Source organism: Bradyrhizobium sp. Ses1 (assembly GCF_059512365.1).
The window spans coordinates 20435-43818 of sequence record NZ_JCAMOQ010000009.1; the positions used below are offsets into that span (position 1 = coordinate 20435).

Consider the following 23384-nt stretch of genomic DNA (forward strand, 5'->3'; position numbering starts at 1 on the left):
AGTTCCCGGGATGAGCTTCGTAGCCCGGATGGAGCGCAGCGCAATCCGGGGTTATCTCGCAAACGGATTCGATTATCCCGGGTTGCGCTGCGCTTCACCCGGACTACGCATCTACGCGTCCCACCTAATCCGGGCGGACCATCTCGAACATGGCCTCAGGCCGGATCTCGAAATAGTCGCCGCGCCGGCCGGCGCGGACGATGGGGCGCGCGGCGGCGGTCTGGTAGACGCCGTCCTTGATCATGGCCTTGTCGATGTGGACGGCGACGACTTCGCCGAGCGTGAGCCAGGCCTGCGCCTTCTCGCCATTGGCGCCCTCAAGCTGGACGATCTGGGTCAGCTTGCACTCGAAGGACACGGGACTCTCCGCCACCCGCGGCACGTTGACGATCTTGCTGGGCGCCGCTGTCAAGCCGGCGATCGTGAACTCGCTGACATCACGGGCGACGTGGGCGGCGGTCTCGTTCATCTGCTTCGCCAAATCCATAGTGGCGAGATTCCAGACGAACTCCTTGGTCTCCTGGATGTTGGCAACGCTGTCCTTCCAGGACGTCGAGGAAAAGCCGATGATCGGCGGGACGTAGCAGAAGCCGTTGAAGAAGCTGTAGGGCGCGAGATTGACGTGGCCCTTGGTGTCGCGCGAGGAGATCCAGCCGATCGGGCGCGGGGCGATGATGGCGTTGAAGGGATCGTGCTTGAGGCCGTGGCCGTTCTTCGGCTCGTAATAATGCAGGTCTTTCGCGGTCACGCTGGGCTCTCTCTGTTGTTCGTAGCCCAGCTTACTTACCACGCGGCGAGAGGCCCGCGATCACAAAATCGATCATCTGGTCGATGGTCGGGCCCGGCTTGGTGGCGCATTGGGCGATCATCTGCGGGTGGAAGAAGCGTATCATCGCGGTGCAGGCGCACAGCGAGGCGAGCTGCACGTCCGGAGCCTCGAACTCGCCGGAAGCCGCTCCCTGCCCGATCACCAGGCCGATGGTGGAGGCGATCATTTCCATATGGGCCACGCAGACGCCCCAGTCCTCCTGCATCGCGATTTCGACCATCTCGTGCAGCTTGGAGTCGCCAACATAGCGCTCGGTGTTCATGCGGTTGACGGTCTTCATCAGGTCGCGCAGGCGTGTAGCCGCCGGCCCCTGTGCCTGCGCGATCCGCTGCGCCTCGATTTCGACCTCGCCCATCAGCGTCCGCGCTACGCCCTCGTGAATCGCCTTCTTCGAATCGAAGAAGCGATACACGTTGGCAGGGCTCATCCGGAGCTCCTTGGCGATGTCGGCGACGGTGGTCTTCTGATAGCCGATCTGACGGAACAGCCGTTCGGCCACCACGAGAATCCGCTCCCGAGTGTCACTCTCGATATGTTCCGAAACCAGCGTCATCTGTGAGGACTCAATTATGTGTTCACTGTTCAACTATTCAGCGGCTTCAGCAAGCGGAATTGCCGGGCGTGCATTGCCGTCATGCTGCGCCGCCGAAGCGGCTTCCTCGCCCGCGCCGCTCTCCTCCAGGCTCTTGCGGAACCATAGGGCATAAAGGCCCGGCAGGTACAAGAGCGTCAGGAAGGTCGCGACGAACAGGCCGCCCATGATGGTGATCGCCATCGGGCCCCAGAACGCCGACCGCGACAGCGGGATCATCGCCAGGATCGCGGCCAGTGCGGTCAACACCACCGGGCGGGCGCGGCGGACCGTGGCCTCCACGATCGCCTCCTTGCGTGTCAGGCCGTGGGCAACATCGGTCTCGATCTGATCGACCAGGATCACGGTGTTGCGCATGATCATGCCGGCGAGCGCGATCAGGCCGAGCAGCGCCACGAAGCCGAACGGCTGGTTGGCGACGTTCAGGCCCAGCGAAGCGCCGACGATGCCGAGCGGCGCCGTCAGGAACACCAGGATCAGGCGCGAGAAGCTCTGGAGCTGGATCATCAGCAGCGTCAGCATCACCAGCACCATCATCGGGAAGAGCACGAAGATCGAGGCATTGCCCTTGGCCGATTCCTCGAACGCGCCGCCCGGCTCGATCCGGTAGGCCGGCTCGAGATGGTTCTGGATCTCCTTGAGCTTGGGCGAGATCTGGTTGGTGACATCGGGTGCCTGTACGCCGTCGACGACGTCGGAGCGCACGGTGATCGCCATGTCGCGATTACGCCGCCACAGGATCGGCTCCTCATGAGCATATTCGATTTTGGCAATCTGCTGCAGCGGCACCGCGACACCATTGCGTGAGGTGATCGTGAGATCGCCGACGCGCCCCAGATCGAGCCGCTCGGACGGCACGGCGCGGGCGACGACGCCGACCTTCTCGATGCCGTCGCGGATGGTCGTGACCGGCGCGCCCGAGATCAGCATCGACAGCGCCTGCGAGACCTCCTGCGGCGTGAGGCCCAGCGCGCGGGCACGGTCCTGGTCGACGACGAGCTTCAGGTAGGGCGACTGCTCGTTCCAGTCGAGCTGCACGTCCTTGACGTTCGGGTTCTGCCGCATGATGTCGCGCACCTGATAGGCGATATCGCGCACCTTCTGGGCGTCGGGACCGATCACGCGGAACTGAACGGGGAAGCCGACCGGCGGGCCGAAATTGAAGCGGTCGACGCGCACGCGCGCCTCGTTCAGCGCGCCATTGGCCGCCGCATTCTCGATCTTGGCCTTGATGCGCTCGCGCGCCTCGACGTCCTTGGACAGGATTACGATCTCGGCGAAGGCCTCGTTCGGCAGTTGCGGGTTAAGGCCGAGCCAGAAGCGCGGCGAGCCCTGGCCGACATAGGCAGTGTAGGTCGCAATATCCTTGTCGCCCTTCAACAGGTCCTCGGCCTTCTTGACGGCCTTCTCGGTCACGTTGAAGGCGGTGCCTTCCGGCAGGCGGAGCTGCAGGAACAATTCGGGGCGCTCGGAGAGCGGGAAGAACTGCTGCTGGACGTGGCCGAAGGCAACGATCGAGGCGACGAACACGCCGACCGTGGACGCCACCACCGTGATGCGGTGATTGACACACCACTGCACCACCGCGCGCAAACCGCGGTAAAGCCGGGTCTCGTAGATCGCGTGCGGATCGTGGTTATGATGCACCTTGATGTTGGGCAGCAGCTTCACGCCGATATAGGGTGTGAAGATCACCGCGACGAACCAGGAGGCGACCAGCGCGATCGCGACGATCCAGAAGATGCCGCCGGCATATTCGCCGACCGCCGAATTGGCAAAGCCGATCGGCAGGAAGCCGGCTGCGGTGACCAGCGTGCCCGTCAGCATCGGAAACGCCGTGGATTCCCAGGCGAACGATGCGGCGCGCATGCGGTCCCAGCCCTGCTCCATCTTCACCACCATCATTTCGACCGCGATGATGGCATCGTCGACCAGGAGGCCGAGTGCGATGATCAGCGCGCCCAAGGTGATGCGGTGCAGGTCGAGCGACATCGCGTTCATGACGATGAAGACGATCGCGAGCACCAAGGGCACCGACAGCGCCACCACGATGCCGGTGCGCCAGCCGAGCGCGAGGAAGGAGACGAACAGCACGATCGCGAGCGCTTCGACGAAGGAGTGCACGAACTCGCTGACCGCATGCTCGACCACCTTCGGCTGGTCGGCGATTTGCTCGACCTCGATGCCCTGCGGCACCGCCTTCATAAATTCGGCGGTCGCCTTCTCGACGTCCTTGCCGAGCTCGAGGATGTTGGCGCCCTTGGCGGTGACGATGCCGATGCCGATCGCGGGCTTGCCTTCCTGGCGCACGGTGAAGGTCGGCGGATCGACGAAGCCGTGGGTGACGGTTGCGATATCGCCCAACCGGAACACGCGGCCGTTGCTCTCGACCGGGGTCTCAGCCACCGCCTTGGCGCCGTCGAGCGCGCCCGTGACGCGCAGCGGCACGCGCTGCGAGGACGTCTCGACCGTGCCGGCCGGGGTGACATTGTTCTGCTTGGCGAGCGAGTCGAACAGCGCCTGCGGGGTGATGCCGAGCGTAGCGAGCTTGGCGTGGGAGAACTCGACATAGATGCGCTCGTCCTGGGTGCCGTAGAAGTCGACCTTGGTCACCCCCGGCACGCGCAGCAGCCGCTGGCGGAAGCCTTCGGCCGCCTTTTTCAACTGCGCGTAATCGGCGCCATCGCCGGTCATCATATAGAGGATGGAATCGACGTCGGAGAACTCGTCATTGACGACGGGACCGAGGATTCCCTGCGGCAACTGGCCCTGCACGTCGACCAGCTTCTTGCGCAGGAGATAGAAGAGATAAGGCACGTCCTTCGGCGGCGTCGAATCGCGGAACGTCACCTGCATCGCCACGAAGGCCGGCTTGGAATAGGTCTGCACCTTCTCGAAATACGGCAGTTCCTGCAGCTTCTTCTCGATGGGATCGGCGACCTGGGTCTGCATCTCGTTCGCAGTGGCGCCCGGCCACATCACGGAGACGTTGACCACTTTCACCGTGAAGAACGGATCCTCGGCGCGGCCAAGCTTCTGATAGGAGAAGTAGCCGGCGGCGGCGAGCGCGATCATCAGGAACAGGATCAGGGTCGGATGGCTCACCGCCCAGCCCGACAGATTGAAGCGCTTCATGTCACCCTCCAATATTCAAAACCGTTTACGCCCGACGGATCAGAACGACAGCGACGCCACGACGCGGACCTTCTGGGCCGGGTCGAGCTTCTGCACCCCGAGCGCCACCACTTTCGCGCCCTCCTCCACGCCGCCTGCGATCACGACGCAATTGCTCTCATAGGCCTTCACCTTGACCGGCTTCAGCGTGATCTCGCCGGCGTCGCCCACGACATAGAGCGAGGGCTCGCCGCCCTGGCTGTACAGCGCCGACAGCGGCAGCTTCGCCACGCGCTCGGTCTCGGCATCGGCGAGCGTCAGCGTCGCCGTCATGCCGAGCGAGACGTCGTCGCCGGCTTCCGGCAGCGAGAACTTGGCGAGATAGGTGCGGGTTGCCGGATCGGCCGAGGGCGCGACCTCACGGAGCTTTGCGGCGTACTTCTTATTGGCCTCCGACCACAGCGTCACGGTGGCGACGCCGGTCTTGGCGCGGCCGAGCAAGGTCTCGGGGATCGCGACCACCGCCTCCTTTTCGCCGAGCCGCGCAACGCGGATTGAGGTCTGGCCGGCGGCCACGACCTGGCCGGGTTCAATCAGGGTCGAGGTGACGACACCGCGGGTGTCGGCGACGAGCGTCGCATAAGAAAGTGAGTTCCTGGTCAGTTCGACCGAGCGTTCGGCGCGGTTGAGGCGGGCGCGGGCCTCATCCGCCGCGGCGCTGCTCTGGTCCAACTGCGCGTCCGTAGTCCAGCCCTTGGCCCGCAGGTCCTTGGCGCGCTTCTCGGCGGCCGCCGCCTGCGCCAGCACGCCGGTGGCGGCGCGCAGTTCGGCTTCAGCCTGCTCGGCCTGCAGCTTCAGATCGACTTCATCGAGGGTGGCGAGCGGCTGGCCGATATCGACGGTCTGGCCGACTTCGACGAGGCGCTTTGCGACCTTGCCGGCCACCCGAAAGCCCATGTCGCTTTCGATGCGCGGCTTGATCGTGCCGACAAAGCTGCGCTCGGGGGTCTCGGCCTCATAATGCACCATAGAGACCAGGACCGGACGCCCGGGATCGGCTTTCTCGGCGACCGTCTCGTCGCAGCCGGCCAGCGAAATCGCCGCCGCCGCCAGCAGCGCGCCAGCTAAAGGCTTGTAATAATTTGCGAAAATGGAACGGGCGAACATCGGTCTCTCCATCGGGCTGATGTCTGATGAAGACTATCGATTGAGCACTGACGAATGTCAATAATCGTCAGTGATCAACACTAAATCGTGAGTTTGGGCATGGCCGATTGACTGCGGGCAAAGGGGGTCGCGATGGCGGGTAGCCCGGATGGAGCGCAGCGCAATCCGGGGTTCTGGCCGTATGGATAGACCAGCCCCGGATTGCGCTGCGCTCCATCCGGGCTACGGCATGTCCGATGGCGAAGCTGCGCTACTTCGCGCTGGCGAATTCGGTCTTGGTCTCGTGGCCGCCGAGGAACGTGAGGAGGCCGGCGGCGAGCGGCAATAGCGACAGCACAAGCAGGCCGGTCGAAGTGTTGCCGGTGGCGTCCTTGACCCAGCCGATCAGATAGGGCCCGCCGAAGCCGGCGAGATTGCCGATCGAATTGATCAGCGCGATGGCGCCGGCCGCCGCGGTGCCGGAGAGCCAGGCGGTCGGCAATGTCCAGAACACCGCGAAGGTGCAGAAGATCCCGATCGCCGCGATCGTCAGCACGACCATAGTGATGGTGGGATCGGTGAGGTAGCTGGAGACGCCGAGCGCGAGTGCCGTGAGCAACAGCGGCCCGCCGACATGGGCGACGCGCTCCCGCCTGGCGTCGGAGTGCCGCGCCCACAGCACCATTGCGATGGTGCCGAACAGATAGGGGATCGCGGTGACGAAGCCGGTCTGCGCGTTGGTGAGGCCGAAGGCTTTCACGATCTGCGGCAGCCAGAACTGCATGCCATAAAGCGCGCCGACGAAGCCAAAATAGATCAGGCTCAACGTGATCACCTTGGGCGAGGACAGCGCCTCGCCGAGCGTGAAATGCCTGACCGCCTGCTTGGCCGCGGCCTCGGCGTCAAGCTTTGCCTTGAGCCACGCCTTCTGCTCCGCGGTCAGCCAGTTCGCCTTCTCCGGCCTGTCGGTGAGATAGAACCAGGTGACGATGCCGAGCAGGACCGAGGGGATGCCCTCGATGATGAACAGCCACTGCCAGCCCCTCAGCCCCATCACGCCGTCAAGCCCGAGCAGAAGCCCGGAGATCGGAGCGCCGATCACCGTGGACACGGGAACGGCGACCGCAAACGCGGCCATGAAGCGGGCGCGGTATTCGGCCGGATACCAATAGGTCAGATAAAGGATGATGCCGGGGAAGAAGCCGGCTTCCGCCACGCCGAGCAGGAAGCGCAGCACAAGAAAACTCGTCTCGCCGCTGACCGTCGCCATCAGCGCCGAGATCACGCCCCAGGTCACCATGATGCGGGCGATCCAGCGGCTGGCGCCGAATCTCTCCAGCGCGAGATTGCTCGGCACCTCGAAGATGAAATAGCCGATGAAGAAGATGCCGGCGCCCCAGGCAAAGACCAGCGGCGAGAACTTCAGGTCCGCGTTCATGGTCAGCGCGGCGAAGCTGAGATTGACGCGGTCGAGATAGGAGAAGAAGTAGGCCAGCACCAGGAACGGGATCAGGCGCGCCGAGATGGCGCGGATGGTCGAGGTCTCGATCTCGCTCTTCGCACTCGCGGCGGTGGCAAGCGTGGTGGTCTGGCTCATGGGTGTCCCCCCGAGGGCTGTTATTGCTATTGCCTGGGGGTTTTGAGCATCAGGCGCACGCTGTCAATCGGAATTGTGACAAGGATCTCCGCGGGGTGCGGCGCGCACGGCCTCGGGTGCGAGCTTGCGCCGGGCGGGGACCTGAGCTTTAGCTCCGTCTCCCACGAGGCTTGCCCGCTCATGATTGTCCGCATCCTATTTTGTCTTTCGATCATCATCGCCGGGCTGGCGCTGCGCCGGTTCGGCTTCGGCGTGGGGCTCCCGGCATTCGTCGTGAAGTATGGCGGCTCGCTGTTGTGGGGGACGATGGTGTTCTTCCTGGTCGCGATTGCCGCGCCGGGATGGGCGCGGCGCACAGTACCCTTGATCGCGCTTGCGATTGCGGTGGGCGTGGAATTGTTTCGGCTGGTGCATACGCCGTGGCTCGATGCCTTCCGCCTGACGACCGCCGGCGCGCTGTTGCTGGGCCGCATCTCCTCGGCATGGAATATCGTCGCTTATGCCGCCGGGATTTTGCTCGGCGTGGCGCTGGATCGTTGTGCGATGCCAATCAAGCTACGTAGGGCGGACTAGCGAAGCGTAATCCGCCGCCACCGCTCTCGTCGTTCCGGGGCGATGCGCAGCATCGAACCCGGAATCCATGGTGCCACCTGGGCATGTGGCGCGATGGATTTCCGGGCCTGCGCTTGGCGGCGCATCCCGGAATGACGGGGAGAGTTGGCGCGAGGCCGACCGCTACCGCCGTGCTTTCCGAGTCTTCTTTGCGGCCTTGGTCTTCTTCGCGGTCTTCTTGGCCGCCTTGGCCGAGCGCTTCTTGGCGGATTTCTTGCCGGCTTTGCTGGCCGACCGTTTCCTCGCGGCCTTCTTTGCCGCGGCCGCCGTCCGTCTTGCGCTCGCTGGCGCCGGCTTGGGTGCGGCGCGCCGCTTGCGCGGCGGGGCCGTTGCCATCGGCGGCACCATCGGATCGGAGACGAGGCCGTCGGCGGCGAGCGGGACGTAGGTCGCCGTGCGCTCGTCAGCTTTCGTGGCCTCTTCGTCCGGCTTCAATGCGCCGCCGGCGGTGCTGGCGACGCCCTTCACCGTATCCGTGATCTTGTCGAGAATTGATTTATCCTTGCCCATAATGCCTCCCTGAAATTAGTTGCAATAAACTAACCGGCCGGGAGGCCGCGGGTTCCCGAGACGAAACTTGGAGCCATGTAGGGCGGATTAGTTAGTTAGGTTAGCTACTCGCCGTAGTCATTCCGGGGCGATGCACAGCATCGAGCCCGGAATCCATGGCTCCGCCGGCGCACGTGGCCCAATGGATTCCGGGCCTGCGCCTTGCGGCGCATCCCGGAATGACAGCGGAGAAAGTGGCGAACCCGTTATTGCGCGCCAACCGCTCTGCGTGTCCTCAGTTGGCGAGTTGGAAGCGCTCGAATCTATGCAGTTCTTCCTCGATGCGGGGCTTGAGCTCCTTGCGGGCGCCACGCTTGGCGGCGCTGCCGACCCAGCTCCATTTCTGCATCAGGAGCTTCTTGTTCGCCCGGTCGGTCTTCAGGTCGATGGCGGCGACAATCTCGTCGCCGACCAGGACCGGCAGCGCAAAATAACCGAACAGGCGCTTTTCCTTCGGCACATAGGCCTCGAAACGGTGGCCGTAACCGAAGAACAGTTCGCTGCGCTTGCGCTGGATGATGAGCGGATCGAAGGGCGAGAGGATGTGGACCAGGGTTGGATCGCCCTCACCCGCCGGCTGCAGTGCCTCAGGGCGCGCCCAATGCTCCTGCTTGCCGGCGCCTTCGAGCGCGACCGGCATCAGTTCGCCTCGCCGCAGGCGGGTCTCGATCAGGCGCCGCACCGGCTTCTTGCTGGGCGCATCGAGATGGCAGATCGAATCCAGGCTGACCACGCCCTGCGACCGCAGCGCGCGGTCGAGCAGATAGGCGGTGATCTCGCGCGCCGAGGCGGGCTTCGGCGGCTTGTCCCAGCCGAAATGCCGCGTCATCAGATCGTAGGTCTTCAGCATGCCGTTGCGCTCGCTGATCGTGAGGGCACCGGTGTAAAAGGCGAGCTGCAGCGCACGCTTTGACGGCTTGCGGCTCTGCCAGAGATGCTCCTTTTCCACCAGCACGTCGTCGTCGATGTCGCGGATGGTGAGCGGTCCCTGCTGGATCAGACGCATCACCTTGCGCATGTCGGCGGGCGTGACCGAGTTGAACCATTTGTGGCCCTCGCGCCTGTGCTGCCGCATCGCCGGCAGGAAGAAGCGCAGATCTCCGGCCGGCACATAAGAGAGGGCATGGGTCCAGTATTCGAACACGCTCCTGTCGACGCTCTGGGCGTGGCGGAGATCGGCGCGGCGGTAGTCGGGGATGCGGCTATAGAGGATGTGATGGTGGGCACGCTCGATCACGTTGATGGTGTCGATCTGCACATAGCCGAGATGCTCGACGGCAGCGGCCACGGCGGCCGGCCCATCGCCGAACGGCACGGGCGTGTCGAGCCGTTGGGCGCGCAGCCAGATGCGGCGGGCGTCGGTCCTGCTCAGAGGATGGGATGGAATCGGGCGGGGCATTGCCCGCAATGTAGTGCATGATCCGGAAAAGTGGACACTGGATTTCCGCCCCGCCAACGCCAAGCGTTTGCGCGAAGACGATGATCATGGATTCCCGACCACGGGACGCAGGCAAGGAAAAGGCCGCGCCAGGTGGCGCGGCCCAAGCTCGGTGGCCGGTCTTGTTTACTTGGCCGCCTGGGCCTCCAGGTAGTGCTTGCAGGCGCCGCGCATGTTGCCCTTGCTCATCTCGCTATTGGCCTTGCTGATGCTCTTGGCCATCGCCGCCTTGCCAGGCCCTTCCGGCATCGTGTTCATCGAGGCCGTCGATTTGGCCATGTTCTCCGTGGTGCAGGCCACCGGCTTGGCCAAGGCAGGCGCAAAGGCAACAGCCGAGAACGCAGCAGCCAGGATCAATCGTCGCATCGGAAAAATCTCCCTTGGAATGAAACCGGCGTGACACCGGCCAATACAGCACGCATTGGCTCGCGACCGCGTTTCCGGTGGAAAGCTATTTTCCCTGTATTGCAGTGGGATGAAGCAAAGGCGAACTGCGACCAGCGGTCGCGGTCGTGAGCCGATTTGCTACGAGCCAGGAGATTGCCGAGCTCGCCGCGACCGAGCTGCAGATCTCCCTCGAAATCCATTCGCCGTAGCCCCGGGTGAAGCGCAGCGCAACCCGGGGATGCTCGCTGCGTGGCGAGATGAACCCGGATTACGCTTCGCTGCATCCGGGCTACGTCACGGGCTTGTCGAGCATTTCCCTGATCCTTGCCGCGAGCACGGTCTGCGTCAGCGGCTTCTGCAACAGCGATACGTCGTCGTCGGGCCGATCCTCGCCGCCGACGGCGTTGCCCGCATAGCCGGTCATGAACAGCACCTTCAGGTCGGGCTGGATACGGTGCAGTTCATCGGCCAATTCGCGGCCATTCAGGCCGGGCATGATGATGTCGGTGAGCAGCAGGTCGACATGGAACCGCCCGCCCTTGAACAGCGCCAGCGCGGCCGAGCCATCGGCGGCCTCGCGGACTTTGTAGTTGAGGTCCTGCAGGGTCTCCACGAGGAAGGACCTCACGCTGGCCTCGTCCTCGACCACCAGGATCGTCTCATTGCCGGCGCTGCCGACGACCGGGACGGCGTCCTCCTTGACGGGGACGGCGGTTGGAAGAGGCGGCTGGTAGGCGGGCTTGAGATCGGGCGGCTCGCCCCGCGCATGGGTGAGGAGTTGCTGCGTCAACACCGCCGCCCGCTGTGCACTGTTGGAGGCATTGCCGATCACGCGCGCCAGCCGGTCGCGCTTGGCGCCGCCGTCCGATTGCACGCTGCGCGCGGCGATCTCCAGGTTGCCGCTGATAACAGTCAACAGATTGTTGAAATCGTGCGCCACGCCGCCGGTCACCTGCTGCGACTGTCGCAGCAGGTCCTCGGCCTCGCGGAGCTGCGACGGCGAGGGCAGCGCCAAGAGCTTCGGCAGCAGCGGCCACAGCATGGCGGCGGTGACGATGGAGGCGGCGGCCGTCAACAATTTGGCGATGCCCTCGATGCCGTAGATCGGCACCCAGAGCGTGACGATCGACAGCACATGGGTGAAGCCGCAGAACAGGATGAAAAGCGCAAAAGCCCAGAAGACCCAGCCGAACGCGACGTCGCGCCGCTTCGACACGAAGATGGCCAGCGCTATGGGGATGGAGAAGTAGGCCGCGGCAATCACCGCGTCGGAGATGACGTGGAGCCAGATCAGCCCAGGCTCCCACAGCAGGCAAATTCCGTGCGGGGAAAGCGTTGACGAATCGAAGAGACGCTCCAGCATGATGGTCGTTCCACTGCCCTTGACGCAAATCGATGGACCTACCTTTGCATGCAAAAATCCATGAGCCGTTACGGCCCGTCAAGCCTGCCGCGACATCTCAGATCCAGCTCCGGAACAGCATCAGGTGATTGAAGGCCGCCGTCGAGGTACCGATGAAGGCCGCCGAGATCGGCAGCATGACCGCAAAGCCCAGCGCACCGATGGCGACGAAGGCCCATAACAGCCAGCGCGGAGTGCCGGCGCGGGTCAGCGCGTAGACCAGGGCAAAACTCGCGGTGGTCGCGGCCGGCAGGTAGTAATAGATGAAGCCGAGCGTGCGCGGCAGCAATGCCCAGGCGAGATAGGGACCGAAATAGAACGCGAGCACCAGGAACGCGTCCGCCCGCCGCACCACGATCCAGTCGCGCAAGGCTACAGTGAGCGCGGCCAGCGCCGGCCACAGAATCAGGGGATTGCCGAGCAGGACCACCGCGGCGATGCTGTTGTCGCCGACCTTGTCGAAGAGATACCAGACCGGACGCACCAGGAACGGCCAGGACGGCCAAGAGCTCATATAGGTGTGGCCGGCGATCGCGGTCGTAGTGTTGTCGGCAAAGATGCGGCGTTGCGCCTCCAGGATATCGGGAAACGAAAATCCGTACAGCGGAACAAAGCTCGCGAGATAGACGATCGCGGGCAGCAGCGCGAAGCATGCGGCAAAGTGATGGGCACGAAAATCGGGCCAGAGGTCGGGCTGGTACCAGTCCTCCGGCTTGGGATCGGCGAACCGCGTGCGCCAGCCTTGCATCAGCCGAATCACGGCGACGATGGCGATGCAGGTCGCGAGCACGAACAGGCCGCTCCATTTGCAGGCGGCAGAGAGGCCGGATGCGATCCCGGCAAGCGCAAAGTAGAGCTGCGGCCGAGCCTGCCTGAAGCCGTGGGCGAACGCCGCAATCGCGAACAGGCCGAAGGCGAGCGCGAAAATATCCAGCATCGCGATCCGCGACTGCACGAACAGCATCTGGTTGAATGCGGCGAGCAGCGTTGCGGCGATCGCCGACGACTGCCGGGCGAAGAGGGCCAGTCCGCCGAGATAGACCCCAACCAGCGCCAGCGCTCCGAACAGTGCGGCGGGATAGCGCCAGCCGAACGGATTGTCGCCGAACGTCCTGATCGACAGCGCGATGAACTGCTTGGCGAGCGGCGGATGCATCGGATTGAGCATCGGCTCTCGTATCACCGGCTCCAGCATTTGCCGCGCCGCCGGCACGTAATGCACCTCGTCGAAGTAGAATTTTTCCGGCGCGGTCACGCCGATCAGGAGCAACAGATGCGCGACGATGAAGATGATGAGCGCAGTGAGAACGGTGCGCGCGGACGAAATGGAAGGTGATTTTGGCACGATGTCTTCGGCGATCGTGGTGCAGCAAGGATGTCAATTGTGAGCGCCGCCGATTCTTCTGTCCATCGCATTGAACGTATTTCGCGCCGATCGTCACCAGGAAACGGCGTTGTAGGACTCAGACGCGTAGGGTGGGCACAGCGAAGCGTGCCCACCATCCACGTTCGGTGCAAGAAAGGTGGGCACGCTGCGCTTTGCCCACCCTACGCATCTGCGCGGATTATGCCGCTGACTTCCCCTCATAGGCGCGGCGGAGGCCTTCGATATCGAGCTTGACCATGCCGAGCATGGCTTGCATCGCGCGCGCTGCGCCGGCCTTGTCCGGGCCGCTAAGATATTTGGGCAGGACGCTCGGCACGATCTGCCAGGGAACGCCGAAGCGGTCCCTGAGCCAGCCGCATTGCTCGGCCTTGCCGCCATTGGCGAGCAGTGCGTCCCAGAGCCGATCGACCTCGGCCTGGTCCGCGCAGTCGATCACAAACGAGGCAGCGTAGGTGTATTCCATTTTCATCCCGCCGTTCAGCGCCATGAAGCGCTGACCAGCCAATGTGAACTCCACCAACAGCACTGTACCGGCTTTGCCGGCGGGACCATCGATGATGTTCTTCTGGACCGTCTCGATCCGGGAATCCGGCAACAGCGAAACGTAGAGCTTGGCGGCTTCCTCGGCTTCGCCGTCGAACCACAGGCAAGGGGTAATCTTGGACATGAGAAACTCCTCTACGCGATCGACGATCAAGCGCCAGCGGTCGCGGCTTTGGCGGCCGCTTCGAGATCCATCCACATCACTTCCCAGATGTGGCCGTCCGGATCTTCGAAGCTGCGGCCGTACATGAAGCCGAAATCCTGCTTCGGCCCGGGGTCGGCACTGCCGCCGGCGCCGGTGGCCTTGCCAACCATGTCGTCGACGGCGTCGCGGCCGTCGGCGGAAAGGCAGATCAGGACCTCGCTCGACGTTTTTGCGTCAGCGATCTTCTTCGGCGTGAACTGCCGAAATTTGTCATGCGTGAGCAGCATGACGTGAATGGTGTCGGAGAACACCATGCAGGAGGCGGTATCGTCGGAGAACTGCGGATTCTTGGCGGCGCCGATCGCCTGGTAGAAGGCGGTCGCGCGGGTGAGGTCGCTGACCGGCAGGTTCACGAAGATCATTTTGGACATCAAGGGCTCCTTTGCATGGGGTTCGGCCCAAGGACGGATGGGCGGGCGGGAGTCCGACAAGGGGGGTGCAAAATTTTTTGCGGCAGGAACCCCACCCGTCATTGCGAGCGCAGCGAAGCAATCCATTTCGCCACCTGCGAAGACATCGATTGCTTCGTCGCTGCGCTCCTCGCAATGACGGTGGAGAAAGTCGCGCCATTACGTCGCGATCGGCGTCGGCATGGTCAGGAACGAGCGCGTCACATGCCAGAATAACTGCCGGTTGATCGCGAGCACCACCGAATGAGCGGTCCCGGGGAGGATGACGAACTGGCGATCGCCGTTCGGCAGCCGGTTGAAGAATTCTTCGAGATCGGCGACCGTCGCAATGCCGTCATATTCGCCGCGGACCAGCAGCACCGGCGCCAGCACCTTTTCCGGATGCACCAACGGCAGATTGGCGGTCATGTCAAGATAGGTGCCGGTCGGAATCTGGTCGCCGAACTGCAGTTCCGCATCCGCCAGCGCTTCCATCACCGCGGGGTCGGAGGTGCCGGGCTTATCGCGGGTCGCGATCGAGCGGATCATGTCGCGGTCGCGCTTGCGCATATTGTGCGAGCGGAAATAGTCGAGCTGTTCGGCGCGCTTTGCCAGCGTCGGCGATCCCTCGCCCTTGTAGGTGAAGGCCGCAAACACCAGCCGATCGATGCGCTCGGGCGCGGCCATGGCGTACGCGCCGGCGCGCAGCGCGCCCGAGGACTCGCCGACGAAATGGTATTTCTGCCGGCCGGTCGCACCGGCGATGACCTCGACTGCGGCTTTCAGGTCCTCGACGCCGCTGGCGATATCGGAATTGCCCGAGGTGCGACCCGACTTGCCGTAATTCTCGTGATCCATGGTCCAGCAGTCGAAACCATAGCGGGCGAATTCATTCATCACGGAGTATTCGCCCTTGCCGGGCACGCTGACGTCGAACACGCGCGAAGTCACCGACGAGCCGTGGACGAAAAACACTACCGGCCGCGACGGCTCCCCGGCTTGCGGGGCGCCGATCCGCTTGCGGTACATCCAAAGCGGGACATCGCCCTTCTTCGCCCAGTATTCGCTGCTCCAGATCTCTTCGCCTGACGACGGAACCGCCGACTCCGCCTGCGCGGGCGGCGCGCCGATTGCACCGGTGGCAATGCCGGCGCCGATGCTCTTGATGATCGTGCGCCGTGGGACCCTGTGTTCGGAACGCGCCATCGCTCACCTCCCCGGTGGTTTCGGATTCTCCGTCCGATCGTCGGTCACGACTTTAGCAGCGTTGGCGCGGCGTTGCGAGAGAGCTGGAGATAATCGCGCTCTACGCACGCGTTGCAAAACTCGGCGCACGCGTTTGTGAACATTGCCGCGGGAAGAAGTCGCGGACGCTTTGCAAAACTGAGCCTAGTCTTTGCCGCCGCCAGACCGGAGAAAACCCGGCGCAATCAGGGAGCACTTCATGAGCAGCAATCTCACCGAAGAAGAACTTGCAGCTTTGATGCCGTCGGAACTTTGCCAACATCCGACACCGATCCCGACCCAGATCGTCTCCAGCGACGAATTCTATCCCGACCCGCAGAACGAACGGCAGCGCGAGGTCGAGGCGCGGCTGCTCGCGATGGCCGACGAGATCGGCGCCAGGCAAGGCATGGATCGCCGCAGATTCTTCCAGACCGCCGCCGGCATGGCAGCCTCCTTCGTGGCGATGAACGAGGTCTATGGACCGCTGTTCACGGTGAGCAGGGCCGAGGCCGCAATGCCAGCGGTGGCGCAGGAGCGCGCGGACGCGCTGAAAGACCAGTTCATCATGGACATGCACACGCATTTCCTGCGCGACGACACCCGCATCATGGGCTTTGTCGAGATGCGCAAGGCGGTCGGCAAGGCCGGCTGGAACAAGCAGCTCAGCGACCACGAGCAGACCATCGAGGATCTGAAGTTCAACAACTACAAGAAGGAGATGTTTCTCGACTCCGACACCAAGATCGCGCTGATCTCGTCGGCGCCATCGGACATCGAGCAGGACTGGTTCCTGACCAACGAGCAGATGGCGGACGCCCGCAAGAAGATCAACGACGAGGCCGGCTCGCGCCGGGTGTTCTGTCACGCGATCTTCACGCCCGGCCAGCCCGGCTGGCTCGACAAGCTCGATGCGGCGCTGGCGCTGAAGCCGGAGTCCTGCAAGGGCTACACGATCGGCGACAACACCCACAAGGAGATCAGCCGCTATCCATGGCGGATGGACGACGAGAAGGTCGCCTACAAGGGCTACGAGAAGATGGTGAAGGCTGGCATCAAGAACGTCTGCGTGCACAAGGGACTGTTCCCGCCGGGCATCGAGAAGCAATATCCGAACCTGCGCGGCTTCGCCGACGTCGCCGATGTCGGGCAAGCCGCGAAAGACTGGCCGCAGCTCAACTTCATCATCTATCACTCCGCCTATCGCCATGTCGGCGGCGACCCCAAGGTGGCGCTCGCCGAGTTCGAGCGCACCGGCCGCATTGCCTGGACCAGCGACCTCGCCGACATTCCCGCGCAGTATGGCGTCAACAACGTCTATGGCGATGTCGGACAATTGTTTGCCACCACGCTGGTGGCAGAGCCGAATGTCTGCGCCGCGCTGATGGGCACGCTGATCAAGGGGCTCGGCGTCGACCACGTCTGCTGGGGCACGGACTCGCTCTGGACCGGCGCGCCGCAATGGCAGATCGAGGGCTTGAGACGACTCGAGATCCCCGAGGTGATGCAGAAGAACTTCGGCTATGCGCCGCTCGGGCCTGCGGACGGACCGGTGAAGCGCGCGATCTTCGGCGACAACAATGCCCGGCTCTACGACATCCAGCCCAAGCGCGCGATGCTGGAATTGAAGGGCGACCGCTTCGCGATGATGCGAGCCGAGTACGAAAAGGCCGGCGTAGAACCGTCGAACATGCGCTACGGCTACGTGGTGCCGAACGGGACGATTGACCACCGCGTGTTTGCGTGAGCTTCAAGCTCACCGTCATTGCGAGCGCAAGCGAAGCAATCCATCTCACCACTTGCGGAGGCATGGATTGCTTCGTCGCGGAGCCTGTCATCGGGCCCGCCAGAGGCGGGACCCGTTGGCTCCTCGCAATGACGGGGCAATTGTTATTCAGGACTCTCTCTTCCGACGCTGTGGCGCGAGATTCCGGCTTCTCGCTTCGCGAGCCGGAATGACGGGAGAGCGCATGGCGTCTTTGAGTTATCATGACTTGTCTATTCGCACGGTGATCTTGCATCACGCCTGCGTCAAGGTTGCAAAATCCGGCCCTTGGCTTTTGACATTCCTGAGAAGTCAGCCTTACGAATAGACGACCACGGCTGTGATGAAATAGTCGGAGCCCTTCGCCATGGAGCCTGCTGTTCGTCTGTCACCCGGCTCAATCAATGATGGCCGCACGAGCGTCACGGATGACGCCGCCCTCCTTAAGCGTCTTTCCGGTATCGTCGGAAGATCCCATGTGCTGACCGGCATGGAGAGCACCCGCAGATTCAGCACCGGCTTCCGTTTCGGACATGGTTCTGTAGTCGCGGTGGTCCGTCCCGGCACCCTCGTGGAGCAGTGGCGGGTGTTGAAGGCCTGCGCGGCCGCGAACAAGATCGTGATCATGCAGGCCGCCAATACCGGCCTTACCGGTGGCTCGACGCCCGACGGCAACGACTATGACCGCGGCATCGTGCTGATCAACACCATGCGGATCACCGGCATCCATCTTGTCAACGAAGGCAAGCAGGTGGTGTGCATGCCCGGTACGACGCTCTACCAGCTCGAGGACCGGTTGCGGCCGCTGGGGCGGGACCCTCATTCCGTGATCGGCTCGTCCTGCATCGGTGCCTCCGTGTTCGGCGGTATCTGCAACAATTCAGGCGGCGCGCTGATCCACCGCGGCCCTGCCTTCACGCAGCTCGCCCTGTTCGCCCGGCTGGATGAGGCCGGCGACGTTCATCTCGTCAACCATCTCGGCATCGATCTCGGCAATGATCCCGAGGCGATGCTGGAAAGGCTGGAGAAGGGAGCCTTCACGGAAGCCGACGTCGCAAACGATCCGAACCGGCTGGCGTCCGACCATGATTATGCGACGCATGTCCGCGACATCGAGGCGCCGACCGCTGCTCGCTTCAATGCCGATCCGCACCGGCTGTTCGAGGCATCGGGCAGCGCCGGCAAGGTCATGCTGATGGCGGTGCGGCTCGATACTTTCGCCAAGACCGCGCGAACCGGCGCCTTCTATATTGGCTCCAACGATCCTTCCGAACTCGAGACGATCCGCCGGCACATCCTGGCCAACTTCAACTCGCTCCCGATTTCCGGCGAATATCTGCACCGCACGGCCTTCGACATCGCGGAAAAATACGGCAAGGACACTTTTCTCGCGATCAACTATCTCGGCACCGCCCGGCTGCCGATGCTGTTCGCGATCAAGGGACGCTTTGACGGCATCTGCGAACGCCTGTCCTTCCTGCCGAGCCACCTCAGCGACCGCATCATGCAATTCGCAAGCTCGCTGTTTCCCCGTCAGCTGCCGAAGAGGATGATGGAGTATCGCGATCGCTTCGAGCATCACCTGATCCTGCAAATGGGTGATGACGGCATCGAGGAAGCCGCTCAATATTTGAAATCGATCTTTCCCTCAGAGAACGGCGACTTCTTCACCTGTACCGACGACGAGGGCGCCAAGGCGATGCTCCACCGCTTCGCCGCCGCAGGCGCTGCGGTGCGCTATCGCGCCGTCCACGGCCGCGAGGTCGAGGACATCGTTGCCCTGGATGTCGCGCTCCGCCGCAACGACGAGCAGTGGTGTGAAAGCCTGCCGCCCGACATCGACGCAAAGCTTCTGCACAAGCTCTATTACGGCCACTTCTTCTGCCACGTCTTCCACCAGGACTACATCGTGGCGAAAGGACATGATTGTCCGGCGATCGAGGAGCAGATGTGGAAACTGCTCGATCAGCGCGGCGCCGAATATCCGGCCGAGCACAATGTCGGCCATCTCTATCACGCAAAGCCTGCGCTGGTAGAACACTACAAGGCGCTCGACCCCTGCAATGCCTTCAATCCCGGGATTGGGCGAACCACCAAATGCCTGCATTGGAAGACCGGGCTTGACACTGGCCCCGCCGCGGCGCCGAAGATCAGCGCCTCCTGGACTTCTTGAGCCGACCGAGCCGTCAGCAATGATAGGCTGGACTTTTCAAACCACGCCGCCCAGCTATGATCGTCGAATGATCGATGCATCGCTGATCTCGGGTTTTGCGGCACTCGCCGGTGCCGCCATCGGAGGCCTGACGTCGGCAACGGCCGCCTGGTTCACCCAGCGCGCCATGGTGCAATCGCAATGGTCTGCCGGCGAAAATCTGCGCCGGCAGGACATCTATCGCGAATTCATCGAGATCGCGTCAAAATGCTACATCGACGCGCTCCAGCATGAGAATCCCGACGTTCCGGATCTGGTCGGGCTTTATGCCAAGATCTCGCGGATGCGGGTGTTGTCATCCACCGAGATCGTTGACGAGGCCGAACGGGTTGCGCAGAGAATCCTCGATACCTATGCCGAGCCGGACAAGAGCTTCGTCGAGATGCGAGGCATGGTCAAAGACCACACCATCGACCTCCTGCATGGGTTCAGCAAAGCGTGCCGGCGGGAGTACGAGCAGTATCGATCGCGGCAATTCTAGAGTACCGCTCCGTCACTTCTTCTCATCCGGATGCCGGTGCACCGGATCGACCCACAGCACCGTCTCCGGCTTCTCCACCGGCTCGATGTCGAGGTTGATCGCGACCGCCTCGCCGTCGCTGCGGACCAGCACGCATTCGAGCACTTCGTCCGGGCTGGCGTTGATCTCCTGATGCGGCACATAGGGCGGCACGAAGATGAAATCGCCGGGGCCGGCTTCCGCCGTGAATTGCAGGTGTTCACCCCAGCGCATCCGCGCCTTGCCTTTCACGACATAGATGATGCTTTCGAGATGGCCGTGATGGTGCGCGCCGGTCTTGGCGTCGGGCTTGATGGTGACGGTGCCGGCCCAAAGTTTTTGCGCGCCGACGCGGGCAAAGTTGATCGCGGCCTTGCGGTCCATGCCGGCTGTCGACGGCACGTTCGGATCGAGCTGGTTGCCGGGAATGACGCGAACGCCGTCATGCTTCCAGCGTTCGTCGTGATCGTGGGAATGCGAGTGGTCGTGGGTGCCGCTCATCTCTGCTGCCTTCAAAAAGACTATCGCGGTAACGCTACAGAAAAACGCGGTCGCAGGCCAGATGAAACCAGACACCTCTGCTCGTCATGGCCGGGCTTGACCCGGCCATCCACGTCTTGGCTAGTCGGGTCGAAAGCGCGTGGATGCCCGGGACGAGCCCGGGCATGACGGAGAGAGAACCCGGCCTCTACTTCACGGCCAGCAATTCGACGTCGAACATCAGCGTTGCATTCGGCGGGATCACGCCGCCGGCGCCGCGCGCGCCGTAGCCCAGATTGGGCGGGATGATGAGGGTGCGCTTGCCGCCGACCTTCATCGTGGCGACGCCCTCGTCCCAGCCGGTGATTACCTTGCGCTGGCCGATCGGAAATTCGAACGGCTCGTTGCGATCCACCGACGAGTCGAATTTCTTGCCCTTCTGGCCGTTCTCGTAGAGCCAGCCGGTGTAGTGCATGACGCAAATCTGGCCGGGTTTCGGGAAAGCACCGGTGCCCTCCTTGGTATCGATGATCTGCAGTCCTGAAGGTGTCGTCACGGTCTTTCCTGCTGGTTGGGCCAATGCCATCTTCGACATGGCGGGAACGGAGATCGCGGCCGCGACGGCAGCGATGGTCTTGACGATGGTACGTCGGCTGGAGCGCATCGCAACTACCTTCTTTACGTAGGGCGGCACGTCTCTAACGCAAGGCAGGCGAATTCCCTAGCTCTTTTTCGACGCGCTATGCCTCGATCTTTTCCAAACGCACCGGCAATCTCCGGATGCGCTGACCGGTGGCGTGAAAGATCGCGTTGCAGACGGCCGCGTTGGTGCCGACATTGCCGAGCTCGCCGAGTCCCTTGACGCCGGCCGGATTGACTTGCGCATCCTCCTCCGGGAGCAGGATCACCTCGACGTCAGGAATATCGGCGTTCACCGGCACGAGATAGTCGGCGAGATTGTCATTGACGTAGCGCGCATAGCGCTCGTCGAGCTCGGTCGCCTCATGCAGCGCGGAGGCCACGCCCCAGATCAGGCCGCCCATCAGCTGGCTGCGCGCGGTGCGCGGGTTCATGATATGGCCGGCGGCAAAGGCGCCGAGCACGCGCGGCACCCGGATCTCATGCGTGAAGCGGTTGACGCGCACCTCGACGAAGTCGGCGCCGAAAGCGTAGGCGATCCTGCCGCCGAACTCCGGGCCGCCGACCATGCGCACCTGGCCGTTATGCATGGCGCGGAATGAGTCCGCCGGCGCGCCGTCGGGTTTCCACTCGCCATACTCCTCGATCACGCTGACGCCGAGCGCGTCGAACGCTGCCTCACGATCGAGATCGAGCCGCTGGTCACTGCGCGAGGCTCCGCCTGACGGCGTCTGGCCGACGGTCTGCCCTTGGTTCGGCATCAGGGCCTTGAGCAGCCGCTGCCTGACCTGGTCGCACACCATCATCACGGTGGAGCAGGTGCTCGCGGTCGAGTTCGAGCCGCCGGCCACCGGCGCCGGCGGCAAGTCGCTGTCGCCGATCACGACGGTGACCTTCTCGACGGGAACGCCGAGCTTCTCAGCGGCCGCCTGCGCGATGACGGTGTAGGCGCCATTGCCGATCTCGTGACCGGCGATCTCGACGCGCACGCGCCCATCGCGCCGCAGCCGCACGCGGGCCGCGGCCGGCGCCATCTGGGTCGGATAGCAGGTGGTGGCGCAGCCATAGCCGATCAGCCACTCGCCGTCCGCCATCGATCGGGGCTCGCGGTTGCGCTCCGCCCAGCCGAACGCCTTGGCCCCCTCGTCGAAACAGGCCATCAGCGAGCGAGACGTGTAAGGCTTGCCGCCGATCGGCTCCCGGTTCGTGTCGTTGACGCGCCGCAGCTCGATCGGGTCCATCTTCAACTGATACGCCAATTCGTCCATCGCGCTTTCCAGCGCGAAGAGGTAGGGCACTTCCGGCGGCGAGCGCATGAAGCCCGGCGTGTTGCGGTCGGCACGCACGATCCAGACCAGGCTGTCGACATTCGGGCAGTCATAGAGCCGTGTCGTGGTCTTGGTGCCGCCGACGCAATAGGCGTCCGCGCGCGATGAAATTTCCCAGCCCTCGTGCCGCAACGCCGTCAGCTTGCCGTCGCTCGTCGCGCCGAGTTCGACGCGATGGCGCGTCTCGGCGCGGTAGGTCGAGACGTTGAAACCCTGGTCTCGAGTCGCGACGAGCTTCACCGGGCGGCGCAGGCGACGGGAAATGCTTGCCATGATCGCGGTGCGCGGGGTCATCGAGCCCTTCGAGCCGAAGGCGCCGCCGACATAGGGATTGACCACATGCACCCGGTCCGGATCAATGCCGAGCTGGGTGGCAACTCCGTTCTTCAGGCCGTGGACGAACTGGCTTGGTTCGTAGATGGTCAGGCTGTCGCCATTCCAGGCGACGCTGGTGGCGAACAGCTCCATCGGATTGTGGTGCTGCGGCGGCGTTTCATACTCGGCCGAAATCTGCACCTCCGCCTCCTCGAACGCCTTGTCGAAATCGCCGACCTTCGGGTCGTCCTTGAACATCGCAAGCTGGCCCTTGGCGCGGGCCGCGACCGTGCCGGGCGAATGAAAGCTCGCAGTCGGCGTCGCCGCCGTATAGCTCACCTTGACCCGATGCGCGGCCTCGCGCGCCGCCTCATAGGTATCCGCGAGCACGACCGCGATGATCTGGCCCTCCTCGGCAATGTCAGGAGATCGCAGCGGCTGATTGGTCGTGGACGCATAGCCGCCATTGCTGAAGAACTTTGCGGGCTCGAGGTGCTCCGCATTCTCATGCGTCACGATATCGACAACGCCGCGCACCTTCTGCGCTTCGGACAGGTCGAAGTTGTCGACACGGCCCTTCGCGATCGCGCTGGTGACGAGATAGGCATAGGCCGGATCGCGCAGTGGCATGTCGGCAGCATATTGCGCCGTCCCGGTCACCTTGGCGACGGCATCATAGCGCGGGATCGGCTGGCCCATATTGGCCTTGGGAGCGGGAGCGGCTGTCGTCAT

Annotated in this window: 20 protein-coding genes; 4 read left to right on the plus strand and 16 right to left on the minus strand. The window is 63.7% G+C overall.

The window, feature by feature from the left end:
- Positions 1-124: 124 nt before the first annotated feature.
- From AC5ZG5_RS13280 to AC5ZG5_RS13300, 5 genes are all read right to left on the minus strand, one after another.
- Entirely contained in the window at positions 125-748 is a 624-nt protein-coding gene (locus AC5ZG5_RS13280) for a flavin reductase family protein (RefSeq protein WP_130224950.1), read from the minus strand.
- A 31-nt stretch (positions 749-779) separates the two neighbouring features.
- Positions 780-1382 (minus strand): TetR/AcrR family transcriptional regulator, encoded by a 603-nt coding sequence (locus tag AC5ZG5_RS13285; protein ID WP_130224951.1) that lies wholly within the window; start codon positions 1380-1382, stop codon positions 780-782.
- 33 nt (positions 1383-1415) lie between these two features.
- On the minus strand, positions 1416-4556 hold the full coding sequence (locus tag AC5ZG5_RS13290) for an efflux RND transporter permease subunit (RefSeq protein WP_130224952.1): 3141 nt from the start codon (positions 4554-4556) through the stop codon (positions 1416-1418).
- A 39-nt stretch (positions 4557-4595) separates the two neighbouring features.
- A complete protein-coding gene (locus AC5ZG5_RS13295; RefSeq protein WP_456642642.1) occupies positions 4596-5702 on the minus strand; it encodes an efflux RND transporter periplasmic adaptor subunit in 1107 nt (368 codons plus the stop codon).
- Between the two features lie 250 nt (positions 5703-5952).
- Positions 5953-7278: an MFS transporter gene (locus AC5ZG5_RS13300; RefSeq protein WP_028162574.1), complete on the minus strand. Its 1326-nt coding sequence runs from the start codon at positions 7276-7278 to the stop codon at positions 5953-5955.
- Positions 7279-7458: 180 nt separating this feature from the next.
- On the opposite strand from AC5ZG5_RS13300, the gene AC5ZG5_RS13305 reads away from it, so the two are divergent.
- The gene (locus AC5ZG5_RS13305) at positions 7459-7851 is read left to right on the plus strand and encodes a ribosomal maturation YjgA family protein (RefSeq protein ID WP_456642641.1); all 393 of its coding nucleotides are present in this window, start codon (positions 7459-7461) and stop codon (positions 7849-7851) included.
- Positions 7852-8013: 162 nt separating this feature from the next.
- Here the strand turns inward: AC5ZG5_RS13305 and AC5ZG5_RS13310 are convergent, their stop codons facing one another.
- The 8 genes from AC5ZG5_RS13310 to AC5ZG5_RS13345 form a co-directional block, all read right to left on the minus strand.
- Positions 8014-8400, minus strand: coding sequence for a hypothetical protein (locus AC5ZG5_RS13310; RefSeq protein ID WP_207230985.1), 387 nt, complete (start codon positions 8398-8400; stop codon positions 8014-8016).
- A gap of 274 nt (positions 8401-8674) precedes the next feature.
- Complete coding sequence (locus AC5ZG5_RS13315; RefSeq protein ID WP_456642640.1) at positions 8675-9838, minus strand: winged helix-turn-helix domain-containing protein; 1164 nt, start codon at positions 9836-9838, stop codon at positions 8675-8677.
- A 165-nt stretch (positions 9839-10003) separates the two neighbouring features.
- Positions 10004-10243 carry a hypothetical protein gene (locus AC5ZG5_RS13320; protein WP_028162577.1) on the minus strand — a complete coding sequence of 80 codons (240 nt, stop codon included), beginning with the start codon at positions 10241-10243 and terminating at the stop codon, positions 10004-10006.
- Positions 10244-10553: 310 nt separating this feature from the next.
- Positions 10554-11627 (minus strand): response regulator, encoded by a 1074-nt coding sequence (locus AC5ZG5_RS13325; protein ID WP_456642639.1) that lies wholly within the window; start codon positions 11625-11627, stop codon positions 10554-10556.
- Positions 11628-11724: 97 nt separating this feature from the next.
- Positions 11725-13011, minus strand: a complete 1287-nt coding sequence (locus AC5ZG5_RS13330) for a phospholipid carrier-dependent glycosyltransferase (RefSeq protein WP_456642638.1) — start codon at positions 13009-13011, stop codon at positions 11725-11727.
- 220 nt (positions 13012-13231) lie between these two features.
- On the minus strand, positions 13232-13720 hold the full coding sequence (locus AC5ZG5_RS13335) for a VOC family protein (RefSeq protein ID WP_456642637.1): 489 nt from the start codon (positions 13718-13720) through the stop codon (positions 13232-13234).
- Positions 13721-13746: 26 nt separating this feature from the next.
- Positions 13747-14172, minus strand: a complete 426-nt coding sequence (locus AC5ZG5_RS13340; protein WP_130224961.1) for a VOC family protein — start codon at positions 14170-14172, stop codon at positions 13747-13749.
- Between the two features lie 198 nt (positions 14173-14370).
- On the minus strand, positions 14371-15396 hold the full coding sequence (locus AC5ZG5_RS13345) for an alpha/beta hydrolase (protein WP_456642636.1): 1026 nt from the start codon (positions 15394-15396) through the stop codon (positions 14371-14373).
- A 238-nt stretch (positions 15397-15634) separates the two neighbouring features.
- Between AC5ZG5_RS13345 and AC5ZG5_RS13350 the strand changes: the two genes are divergently transcribed.
- From AC5ZG5_RS13350 to AC5ZG5_RS13360, 3 genes are all read left to right on the plus strand, one after another.
- Complete coding sequence (locus tag AC5ZG5_RS13350; protein WP_456642635.1) at positions 15635-17161, plus strand: amidohydrolase family protein; 1527 nt, start codon at positions 15635-15637, stop codon at positions 17159-17161.
- A 385-nt stretch (positions 17162-17546) separates the two neighbouring features.
- Entirely contained in the window at positions 17547-19352 is a 1806-nt protein-coding gene (gene dld, locus AC5ZG5_RS13355; protein ID WP_456642634.1) for a D-lactate dehydrogenase, read from the plus strand.
- 67 nt (positions 19353-19419) lie between these two features.
- Entirely contained in the window at positions 19420-19872 is a 453-nt protein-coding gene (locus AC5ZG5_RS13360) for a hypothetical protein (protein WP_130224965.1), read from the plus strand.
- Between the two features lie 12 nt (positions 19873-19884).
- On the opposite strand, the gene AC5ZG5_RS13365 is transcribed toward AC5ZG5_RS13360, so the two are convergent.
- From AC5ZG5_RS13365 to AC5ZG5_RS13375, 3 genes are all read right to left on the minus strand, one after another.
- On the minus strand, positions 19885-20391 hold the full coding sequence (locus AC5ZG5_RS13365) for a cupin domain-containing protein (protein ID WP_028162586.1): 507 nt from the start codon (positions 20389-20391) through the stop codon (positions 19885-19887).
- A gap of 187 nt (positions 20392-20578) precedes the next feature.
- Positions 20579-20965: an FKBP-type peptidyl-prolyl cis-trans isomerase gene (locus AC5ZG5_RS13370; protein ID WP_409334764.1), complete on the minus strand. Its 387-nt coding sequence runs from the start codon at positions 20963-20965 to the stop codon at positions 20579-20581.
- Positions 20966-21110: 145 nt separating this feature from the next.
- Positions 21111-23384: a xanthine dehydrogenase family protein molybdopterin-binding subunit gene (locus tag AC5ZG5_RS13375; RefSeq protein WP_456642633.1), complete on the minus strand. Its 2274-nt coding sequence runs from the start codon at positions 23382-23384 to the stop codon at positions 21111-21113.